Here is an 8,963-nt window from a genome sequence, read left to right as displayed (position 1 = left end):
GGGCTTACCCCCCCCAGCCCCGCCCCGCCGCTCTGCCGTTCTATGTCGTGGGGCCGGGCCGGGCGCTGGGGGGGCTGGGCGCCTGTCCGGGTTTCCGGGACCGGGTCAGACGGCGATGGCGACCTCTGCCGCGGCGCCCTGCTGGGCCACCACCGTGCGGTCGACCGTGGCGCCCGGGACGAGGGCGCGCAGGGTCCAGGTGCCGGGGGCGGCGAAGAAGCGGAACTGCCCGGTGGCCGAGGTCGGCACCTCCGCCGTGAACTCGCCGCCGCCGTCCAGCAGCCGCACATAGCCGCTGACCGGCTCGCCGTCGCGGGTCACGGACCCCTGGATGATCGTCTCGTTCGCCACGTCAACTCCTGCCAGGTCCGGGCCGCCGGCCTTCGCTCCACACATAAGGTTCAGTCCTCGCCTCGTCTGGGTCCTGCTCGACGTCAGTTCGAGCCGAGTTCGATCGGCACGCCGACCAGGGACCCGTACTCGGTCCACGAGCCGTCGTAGTTCTTGACGTTGTTCACGCCGAGCAGCTCGTGCAGCACGAACCAGGTGAGTGCGGAGCGCTCGCCGATCCGGCAGTAGGCGATGGTGTCCGTGGCGAGGTCGACCTGCTCCTCGGCGTAGAGCGCCTTCAGCTCGTCGTCCGACTTGAAGGTGCCGTCGTCGTTGGCGTTCTTCGACCACGGGATGTTGCGCGCGCTCGGCACGTGGCCGGGGCGCTGCGACTGCTCCTGCGGCAGGTGCGCGGGGGCGAGCAGCTTCCCGGAGAACTCGTCGGGCGAACGCACGTCGACCAGGTTCTGCGCGCCGATCGCGGCCACCACGTCGTCGCGGTAGGCGCGGATCGAGGTGTCCTGGGCCTTGGCCTGGTACGTCGTCGCGGCGCGCTCGGGCACCTCGTCGACCAGCTCGCGGGCGTCCAGCTCCCACTTCTTGCGGCCGCCGTCGAGCAGCTTCACCGCGTCGTGGCCGTAGAGCTTGAAGTACCAGTACGCGTAGGACGCGAACCAGTTGTTGTTGCCGCCGTACAGCACGACGGTGTCGTCGTTGGCGATGCCCTTGGCCGACAGCAGTGCCTCGAAGCCGGCCTGGTCGACGAAGTCGCGGCGGACCGGGTCCTGGAGGTCGGACTTCCAGTCGATGCGGACCGCGTTCTTGATGTGGTTCTTCTCGTAGGCCGAGGTGTCCTCGTCCACCTCGACGATGACCACCTTCGGGTCGTCGATGTGGGCCTCGACCCAGTCGGCGTCCACGAGGACGTCACTGCGGCTCATGCTGATCTCCTCCGGGGCAGTACGGAATGTGCGGTGGCGCGGTCACTTGCGTCGAAGCGCGCGGGCGCGTCGGGGGTGCCTGGCGGCAGCGGGGAGGGCGGCGGGCCGGCCGCGGAGGGCCATGGGGCCGCGGCGTCGCGGCGGGGCGGGCGCCCTTCAGGAAAGTCGACAGAGCATGGCGGCCACGCGGCACAGGTCCACTGCCCGCCGCTTTGTGAGGTCCGCCTGTCGCTTCATGAGTCCCGATCGTAGGGAAATAAAGCGCGAAGTGTCACCGGTGTATCGCATGACGAGACGAGACTGTCCATATAACAAGACGAGCTGCGGGCACCGCACGCACGGCACCCCTCGCGCGCGCGTTCGAGCGGTGCGCGAGGGGTGCCGGGGCGGCCTAGGCCGCCGTGGTGGACAGCGGCGTCTCAGCCTGCGAGAACCACCCCATGCCCGCCGAACTTGATGGTGATGCCGTCCGGGCCGGTGGTGACCGAGGTCAGGCCCAGCCCCGCGGGCAGGTGGGTCAGCTCGGGGGTGAAGTCGATCTGGTTGCGGAGCTTGGTCTCCAGCCCGAGCGCGGTGAACTCCTTCGGCAGCCCCTCGGCGTGCAGCTGGATCGTGTTGGGCGCGGCCCCGGACTTCGGGTCCACGACGCTGAGCTTGCTCAGCACGCTGAGGTTGGTGCCGAGGTAGGAGCCGGTGATCCGCACGGTGTCGGTGCCGTCGCCCGGGTACGAGACGGTGATCCCGTCCGGCGCGGCCTTCGTCAGTTCCTCGTAGCTGATCTTCGCCTCGCCGGTGGCGCGGTCGGCCTTGGCCTCGCTGTAGCCGTTGGAGAGCTTCACGTCGTACAGGTCGGCGTGGAAGTCCTCGACCTGGACGCTCTGGCCGCCGCTGGACGCCGCGACGCCGTCGGCGTTGATCGTCACGTGGTGCAGCTTGCCGGACAGGGCCTGGGTGAGGAACGGGAAGCCCTTGATGCCCACCTTCGGCTTGTCGGTCAGGCCCTCCGAGGTCTGGGCCTGACTGGCGGCCTTGTTCTGGGCCACGTACACGGCGATCCGGTCCAGCCCGACGAAGATCGCGCCCAGGACCAGGACCACGATCAGTGTTATTCGCGCCGCGCGCATGGGTTCTCCCCGGCTGTTGACCGTTCTACCGTTCGACTCGCTCGCAACGCCTGACGGGCGGCGGGGCCCGTACGGTTCCCGCCGGGCCGATCATTTATCTCACGCTCGTGATCAGGTCAGTGCGGCACCGAGGGCGTAGACGACCGGGGCGGCCGCGGTCAGCGGCAGCGCGACCCCGGCGGTGAAGTGCACGAAACGGGACGGCCAGTCGTAACTGGCCACCCGCAGGCCGATCAGCGCGCAGGCGCCGGCCGCGGCGGCGAGCAGCACCGAGTGCCCCGAGCCGAAGCCGGTGGCCGGGCCGGTGAGCGCCCCGGTGGCGGCGGCCACCACGAGCGCGGCGACCAGCGAGACGGGCTCCCCGCCCGGCAGCCGCACCGCGCGCACCAGCGTGGCGGCGGCCACCGCGACCGCCCCGACCACGACCGGGTCGCTGCCCGCGTGCGAGGTGGCGGTGAGGAGGTAGCCGCCCGCGACCACGGTGAGCAGGGTGGAGGCGGAGGTCGCGGTGAGCGACGAGAGGCGTTCGTCGGCCGAGCCGTGGTGGCGCAGTTGGAGCACCAGGACGAGCAGCAGCCACACCCCGAGGGTGCCGAGCAGCGCGACCGGGCCGTGGCCGCCGCTGACCGCGAGCACCGCGATGTCCACGGTGACGCCGGACAGGAAGGCCAGCACGATGCCCTGCCGGGCGGGCCACATGCCGTTCAGCCGGAACCAGCCGGCCGCGGTGACCGCCTGGAGCAGCACCAGCACCACCGCGAGGGCGGGCTTGCCGACCGCCGCCCCGCCGGCCAGGAGCAGGCCGAGCACCGCGGTCAGCCCGGCGGGCTGGATGCCGGGCGGGATGATCGGCGAGCCGGTCCGGTGCGGCGGCACGGCTGCTTCAGGTTCGATGACGGGAAGCGCGGCGGTCCGCTCCAGTTCGGGTTCCTGCTCGTCTTCGGCCGGGGCGTACCCGGCGGGCGCGGCCGCGGCGACGGGTACGTCCGGGGCGTGCCGGGGGGCGGGGGCGGGCTGCCGCCCGTAGCCGGACCCGTAGCCGGCGTCCTGGCCGGGCGCGTATCCGGGGGCGCCGCCGGGGGTGGTGCCCCAGGCGGGCGCGGGTGCGGGCGCCGCGGCCCAGGTGTCCGCGGCGGGCGGCGCCGCCTGCCCCTGTCCGGCGGCCGCCTGGCCGCTCCACGTGCCGCCGGCCGCGGGCCCCCCGAATCCGTTGCCGGGCTCCGCGTCGGAGGGCAACTGCACGCCGATCGGCTCCGGTACGTAGGTGGTCCCGTCGGCGGGCGGGTGGAAGTGGCCAGGGCCGGCCGCGCCGTAGGGGTCGCCCGGTCCGGCGTACGCGCCCTGCCCGCCGCCTGTCGGCTGGTCGCCGGGCTGTACATAACCGGGCTGGACGTAGCCGCCCTGTGTGTAGCCGCCTTCCGCGTAGCCGCCGTGGCCGTGACCGGTCTGCTCGTGGCCGGCCTGCTCGTAGCCGGTGCCGTACCCGGGCCGGGCGTATCCGCCCTGGTCGTACCCGGACGGGTCGTACCCGGCCTGCGGGTGGGCGTCCTGGCCGGGGCCGTACGCCTGCGGGCCGGGGGCGCCGTCGGGATAGCCGGGGGCGCCGTCGCCCCAGCCGCCGGGGGCCGGCGGCGCGTAACCGTAGGAGTGGCCGTAGGGCTGCCCGTGACCGTCGGCCGGCTGCTGGGGGTAGCCCTCGGCCGGGGCCTGCCCGGGGGGCGTCTGCCCGGGGGCGCCGTCGGCGGCAGGGGTGCCGTACGGCTCGTCGGGGCCGTGGAAGTCGTTCATCTCATCCTCCCGCGAACGGCGGAAGGACCTCCACCGTGCCGCCGTCTGGCAGGGGGACCGCGGAGTGGTCGCGGGTGCCGACGGGCGTGCCGTCGATCAGGAAGGAGCAGCGCAGCAGCACCCGGGCGAACTCCGGTTCGCGGGCGTGCCGTGCGCGGGCCGCGGCCAGGGCGTCGGCGAGGGTCGCCGCGCGGTACGGCTCCTCCGTCGTGCCCGCGGCGGCCTTCGCCGCGGCCCAGTAGCGGATCGTGCCCGCCGCGGGCCCCGCCGTGTCAGGTGCTGCCATCGCTCCGTCCTCAGGTCAGTGCGTCGTGCGGGTCCATCATGGCCCGTCGGCGTCAGCTCGCGGGAAAGCGGGCGGTCAGCCACGTGCCGATCCGGTCCAGCAGTTCCGGCGCGGCCGCGTTCTCCGCGTGCCCGAAGCCGGGTTCGATCCACAGCTCCGCGCCGCCGGGACCGGCCGCCTCGGCGAGCGAACGCGGGTGGTCCAGCGGGAAGTACGCGTCCCGGTCGCCGTGCACGATCAGCAGCGGCGCCGGCGGGATCAGCGGCACCGCCTGCACCGGGGAGAGCGGCACCGGGTCCCAGTCGCGGGTGTGGACACGGGTGTGCAGCCCGTAGCGCGAGACCAGCCGCCCCACCGGCCGGGTCACCACCCAGTGCAGCCGGCGCATCGGCGGGGTGCCACGGTAGTACCAGCGGGCCGGTGAGCTGACCGACACCACCGCGTCCACGCCGAACAGCGCGGCGTGCCGCAGCACCACCGAACCGCCCATCGAGAAGCCGACGGTGGCCACGTCCGGGTATCCCAACTGCCGTGCCCAGCGCACCGCCGCTTCCAGGTCGAGCACTTCCCGGTCGCCGACCGTGGAGCGTCCGCCGGAGCCGCCGTGGCCGCGGAAGGAGAAGGCCACCACGCCGCCGTAGGCCGCCAGCCGCCCGGCCGCGCGGCGCAGCGCGGGCCGCTCCAGGGCGCCGGTGAAGCCGTGCGCGACCACGATCGCCAGTCGGCCGGAACCCGCCGGTGCCGGGATGTGCTCCGCCTCGACGGGCACCCGATCGGATGTCAACAACACCGCCCGGCGGCCACTCGAAGTGACCACCGAAACACGCGAAAGGCTGTCGTCGCTCTCGGCAGGGCTGTCCATGTGGGCTATTGTTCCCTGGAAGAGGACCTGGGCAATGTCGCCCCCGGGTCCTTTCGTGCTTTCCGGCATGCGTGTCGCCTCGCGGAAATCGAGGAGGGTTCGGTTTTGAGACAGGTCGTGAGACGTGTCCTGGCACCACCGCCCTCGTCCGTGACGGCGTACCGCGGCCGGACGACGACCTACGGGAGCGCCCGGTGAGTTCACTCCTGCTTCTGACCAACGCCCTTCAACCCTCCACCGAAGTGCTGCCCGCACTCGGTCTGCTGCTGCACAGCGTGCGCGTGGCACCCGCCGAGGGCCCGGCTCTGGTCGACACCCCCGGTGCCGACGTGATCCTGATCGACGGCCGGCGGGACCTGCCGCAGGTGCGCAGCCTGTGCCAGCTGCTGCGCTCCACCGGCCCCGGCTGCCCGCTGATGCTGGTGGTCACCGAAGGCGGCCTGGCCGCCGTCACGGCGGACTGGGGCATCGACGACGTGCTGCTGGACACCGCCGGCCCGGCCGAGGTCGAGGCGCGGCTGCGGCTGGCCATGGGCCGCCAGCAGATCAGCAACGACGACAGCCCGATGGAGATCCGCAACGGCGACCTGTCGGTCGACGAGGCGACGTACAGCGCGAAGCTCAAGGGCCGGGTGCTCGACCTGACCTTCAAGGAGTTCGAGCTGCTGAAGTACCTCGCGCAGCACCCCGGCCGGGTCTTCACCCGCGCCCAGTTGCTCCAGGAGGTGTGGGGCTACGACTACTTCGGCGGCACCCGCACCGTGGACGTGCACGTGCGACGCCTGCGGGCCAAGCTCGGCGTGGAGCACGAGTCGCTGATCGGCACCGTGCGCAACGTCGGCTACCGCTTCGTCACGCCGGAGAAGCCCGAGAAGGGCGACCGGACCGAGAAGGCCGACAAGGCGAGCGCGGGCGACCGGACCGCCGAGGAGCCCGACCGCGAGGGAAGCCGCCGGTACCCGGCGGAGGGCTCGGTCGAGCGGTCCGCCGACCAGTATGTGGACAAGCGCAGTTCGGCCGAGCAGACCGTCTGAACTTTTATATGACGGCAGGTTGGACACGCGTAGACTGCGCGACGTGCCCAAGGTGACGCGTGACGATGTGGCCAGGCTGGCGGGGACCTCGACCGCGGTCGTCAGCTACGTCATCAACAACGGACCCCGGCCGGTAGCCCCGGCCACCCGCGAGCGCGTGCTCGCGGCCATCAAGCAGCTCGGCTACCGCCCGGACCGGGTCGCGCAGGCGATGGCCAGCCGCCGTACCGACCTGATCGGGCTGATCGTCCCGGACGCGCGCCAGCCGTTCTTCGCGGAGATGGCGCACGCGGTCGAACAGGCCGCGTCCGAGCGCGGAAAGATGGTGCTGGTCGGCAACTCCGACTACCTCGACGACCGCGAGGTGCACTACCTGCGGGCCTTCCTCGGCATGCGGGTGTCCGGGCTGATCCTGATCAGCCAGGGTCCCAGCGAGAACGCCGCCATAGAGATCGACGCCTGGGACGCCCGGGTGGTGCTGCTGCACGAGCGTCCCGAGGCGATCGACGACATCGCGGTGGTCACCGACGACATCGGCGGCGCCCAACTGGCCACCCGGCACCTGCTGGAGCACGGCTACGACTACGTCGCCTGCCTCGGCGGCACCGAGGTCACGCCGGAGGTCGGCGACCCCGTCACCGACCACGTGGTCGGCTGGCGGCGGGCCATGGCGGAGGCCGGGAAGCCCACCGAGGGCCGGCTCTTCCAGGCGCCGTACAACCGCTACGACGCCTACCAGGTCGCGCTCGGCCTGCTCGCCGGGCCGGACCGGCCGCCGGCCATCTTCTGCGCGACCGACGACCAGGCGATCGGCGTGCTGCGGGCCGCCCGCGAGCTGCGGATCGACGTGCCCGGCAAGCTGGCGGTGGCCGGCTTCGACGACGTCAAGGAGGCCGCGCTCGCCGACCCGCCGCTGACCACGGTCGCCTCCGACCGGCAGGCGATGGCCCGCGCCGCGGTGGACGCGGTGCTCGACGACTCGCTGCGGGTGCCCGGTTCGCGCCGCGAGCGGGTCCGGCAGTTCCCGTCTCGGCTGGTCGTCCGGGGTTCGTGCGGCTGCGCCTGAGCACGCGGCGCACCGGCCCGCGCGGGCGGTCCGCGACCGGCCGCCGCGAGGGCCGTGGAGCAGCCTCGAAACCGGCCTGAAAACCGGGCCTCGCACCGCGTCCGTACGGGCCGGATAAGGGCCGCGCGCGCCGCCGACCGCTCTTCCTTATATCGGGCATACCTACTTCTGTCGGGCTTCTCAGCGTGCACTCAGGAAGCTCTCATGAACCGAGCACAGAGTCATAGGCATGACCAGCGAGAGCAGCCGCAACGGCGAACCCCAGTTTCCGTACGACCCGCAGCTTCCGCTCCAGCCCGACCCGCAGGCGCCGTACTCCGAGTCGCCCACCCCCGCGGCTCCGCCCGTGCAGCCCCACCCGCACTCCGGGGGCGGCTACCAGGACCCGTACTACGGCGGCGGCGAGCCCGGGCACACCGTGATCCAGGGGTCGGTGGTTCCCCCGGCCCCCGAGACCGCGACCGGCTCCGGCGGCTACCCGCCGCCGCCCGCCTACCAGGCCGGCTACGCGGCCGTGGGTGCCGCGCCCCTGGGTGCCGCGCCCGTCCCGCACCGGCGCCGCCGGATGAGCCGGCCGTTCGCGCTCGCCGCGGCGGTGGCCCTGGCCGCGGGTGTGATCGGCGGCGGCGCCGGCGCGCTGATCGGGCACGCGACCGACAACTCCGGCAACAGCGTGGCGTCCGCCGCCGCGGTCAACGCCTCCGCCGTGGACGGCTCCGTGGCCGGCGTGTACAAGGCGGTCAACCCCAGCGTGGTGGAGATCAACGCGACCCTCAGCGACGGCAAGTCCACCGGCGCGGGCGTCATCATCACCTCCAACGGCCAGATCATCACCAACAACCACGTGATCGCGGGCGCCCAGAGCATCTCCGTCACCTACAGCAGCGGCAAGACCGCGTCCGCGTCGGTGGTCGGCACCGACGCGAAGAAGGACCTCGCGCTGATCAAGGTGAACGGCGCGAGCGGACTGCCCGCGGCGGTCCTCGGCAACTCCTCCGGGCTCGCGGTCGGCGACCAGGTCGTGGCGATCGGCTCGCCCGAGGGCCTCAGCGACACCGTGACCAGCGGCATCGTCTCCGCGCTCAACCGCGATGTGACCGTGCCGGTCGAGGAGAGCCAGGGCCAGGACCAGAGCCAGGGCCAGCAGGGCTACGGCTACGGCGGGGGCAGCGGAGGCGGCAGCGGCGACCAGTGGCCGTTCTCCTTCGGCGGCAACCAGTACAACGGCAGCACCGGCAGCACCACGACCACGTACAAGGCGATCCAGACCGACGCGTCGCTCAACCCGGGCAACTCCGGTGGCGCGCTGATCAACATGAGCGGGCAGATCGTCGGCATCAACTCGGCGATGTACTCCAGCTCCTCCGACAGCAGCTCCTCCTCGTCGAGCGCGGGCAGCGTGGGGCTCGGGTTCGCCATCCCGATCAACACCGTCACGTCCGACCTCGCGCACCTGAGGGCCGGCGGGGACAGCAACTAGGAGGTGCCCGCGGTGGTCGCCGGAACGTCCCCCGGCGGGTGGCCGGTCGTAC

Annotated in this window: 9 protein-coding genes; 3 read left to right on the top strand and 6 right to left on the bottom strand. The window is 72.8% G+C overall.

What is annotated here, in order from left to right; all coding sequences use genetic code 11:
• Positions 1 to 105: 105 nt before the first annotated feature.
• From AB0399_RS30530 to AB0399_RS30505, 6 genes are all read right to left on the bottom strand, one after another.
• A complete protein-coding gene (locus AB0399_RS30530; protein WP_069466740.1) occupies positions 106 to 396 on the bottom strand; it encodes a DUF1416 domain-containing protein in 291 nt (96 codons plus the stop codon).
• Positions 397 to 434: 38 nt separating this feature from the next.
• The gene (locus AB0399_RS30525) at positions 435 to 1,271 is read right to left on the bottom strand and encodes a sulfurtransferase (protein WP_366413541.1); all 837 of its coding nucleotides are present in this window, start codon (positions 1,269 to 1,271) and stop codon (positions 435 to 437) included.
• A 419-nt stretch (positions 1,272 to 1,690) separates the two neighbouring features.
• Positions 1,691 to 2,395 carry a DUF2993 domain-containing protein gene (locus AB0399_RS30520; RefSeq protein WP_329366253.1) on the bottom strand — a complete coding sequence of 235 codons (705 nt, stop codon included), beginning with the start codon at positions 2,393 to 2,395 and terminating at the stop codon, positions 1,691 to 1,693.
• Between the two features lie 111 nt (positions 2,396 to 2,506).
• Entirely contained in the window at positions 2,507 to 4,183 is a 1,677-nt protein-coding gene (locus tag AB0399_RS30515; RefSeq protein ID WP_366413540.1) for a hypothetical protein, read from the bottom strand.
• Between the two features lies 1 nt (position 4,184).
• Positions 4,185 to 4,469 (bottom strand): MoaD/ThiS family protein, encoded by a 285-nt coding sequence (locus tag AB0399_RS30510; RefSeq protein WP_328467496.1) that lies wholly within the window; start codon positions 4,467 to 4,469, stop codon positions 4,185 to 4,187.
• 52 nt (positions 4,470 to 4,521) lie between these two features.
• On the bottom strand, positions 4,522 to 5,331 hold the full coding sequence (locus AB0399_RS30505) for an alpha/beta fold hydrolase (RefSeq protein WP_329366258.1): 810 nt from the start codon (positions 5,329 to 5,331) through the stop codon (positions 4,522 to 4,524).
• 194 nt (positions 5,332 to 5,525) lie between these two features.
• Between AB0399_RS30505 and AB0399_RS30500 the strand changes: the two genes are divergently transcribed.
• From AB0399_RS30500 to AB0399_RS30490, 3 genes are all read left to right on the top strand, one after another.
• The gene (locus tag AB0399_RS30500) at positions 5,526 to 6,365 is read left to right on the top strand and encodes a response regulator transcription factor (RefSeq protein ID WP_329366260.1); all 840 of its coding nucleotides are present in this window, start codon (positions 5,526 to 5,528) and stop codon (positions 6,363 to 6,365) included.
• Between the two features lie 43 nt (positions 6,366 to 6,408).
• Positions 6,409 to 7,431: a LacI family DNA-binding transcriptional regulator gene (locus tag AB0399_RS30495; RefSeq protein ID WP_329374073.1), complete on the top strand. Its 1,023-nt coding sequence runs from the start codon at positions 6,409 to 6,411 to the stop codon at positions 7,429 to 7,431.
• Positions 7,432 to 7,660: 229 nt separating this feature from the next.
• Positions 7,661 to 8,911: a trypsin-like peptidase domain-containing protein gene (locus tag AB0399_RS30490; RefSeq protein WP_329366262.1), complete on the top strand. Its 1,251-nt coding sequence runs from the start codon at positions 7,661 to 7,663 to the stop codon at positions 8,909 to 8,911.
• The last annotated feature ends 52 nt before the right edge of the window (positions 8,912 to 8,963 follow it).

Source organism: Streptomyces sp. NPDC088194 (assembly GCF_040702025.1).
Taxonomy (GTDB): Bacteria; Actinomycetota; Actinomycetes; order Streptomycetales; family Streptomycetaceae; genus Actinacidiphila.
The sequence above is the reverse complement of the archived record's forward strand: the minus strand, read 5'-3'. Positions and strand labels throughout refer to the sequence as shown.

Excerpts from the sequence above, each read along its gene's own strand:
- AB0399_RS30490 (WP_329366262.1), top strand. The coding sequence starts at position 7,661 with ATGACCAGCGAGAGCAGCCGCAACGGCGAACCCCAGTTTCCGTACGAC.
- AB0399_RS30530 (WP_069466740.1), bottom strand. The coding sequence starts at position 396 with ATGTGTGGAGCGAAGGCCGGCGGCCCGGACCTGGCAGGAGTTGACGTG.
- AB0399_RS30525 (WP_366413541.1), bottom strand. The coding sequence starts at position 1,271 with ATGAGCCGCAGTGACGTCCTCGTGGACGCCGACTGGGTCGAGGCCCAC.
- AB0399_RS30505 (WP_329366258.1), bottom strand. The coding sequence starts at position 5,331 with ATGGACAGCCCTGCCGAGAGCGACGACAGCCTTTCGCGTGTTTCGGTG.
- AB0399_RS30510 (WP_328467496.1), bottom strand. The coding sequence starts at position 4,469 with ATGGCAGCACCTGACACGGCGGGGCCCGCGGCGGGCACGATCCGCTAC.
- AB0399_RS30520 (WP_329366253.1), bottom strand. The coding sequence starts at position 2,395 with ATGCGCGCGGCGCGAATAACACTGATCGTGGTCCTGGTCCTGGGCGCG.
- AB0399_RS30515 (WP_366413540.1), bottom strand. The coding sequence starts at position 4,183 with ATGAACGACTTCCACGGCCCCGACGAGCCGTACGGCACCCCTGCCGCC.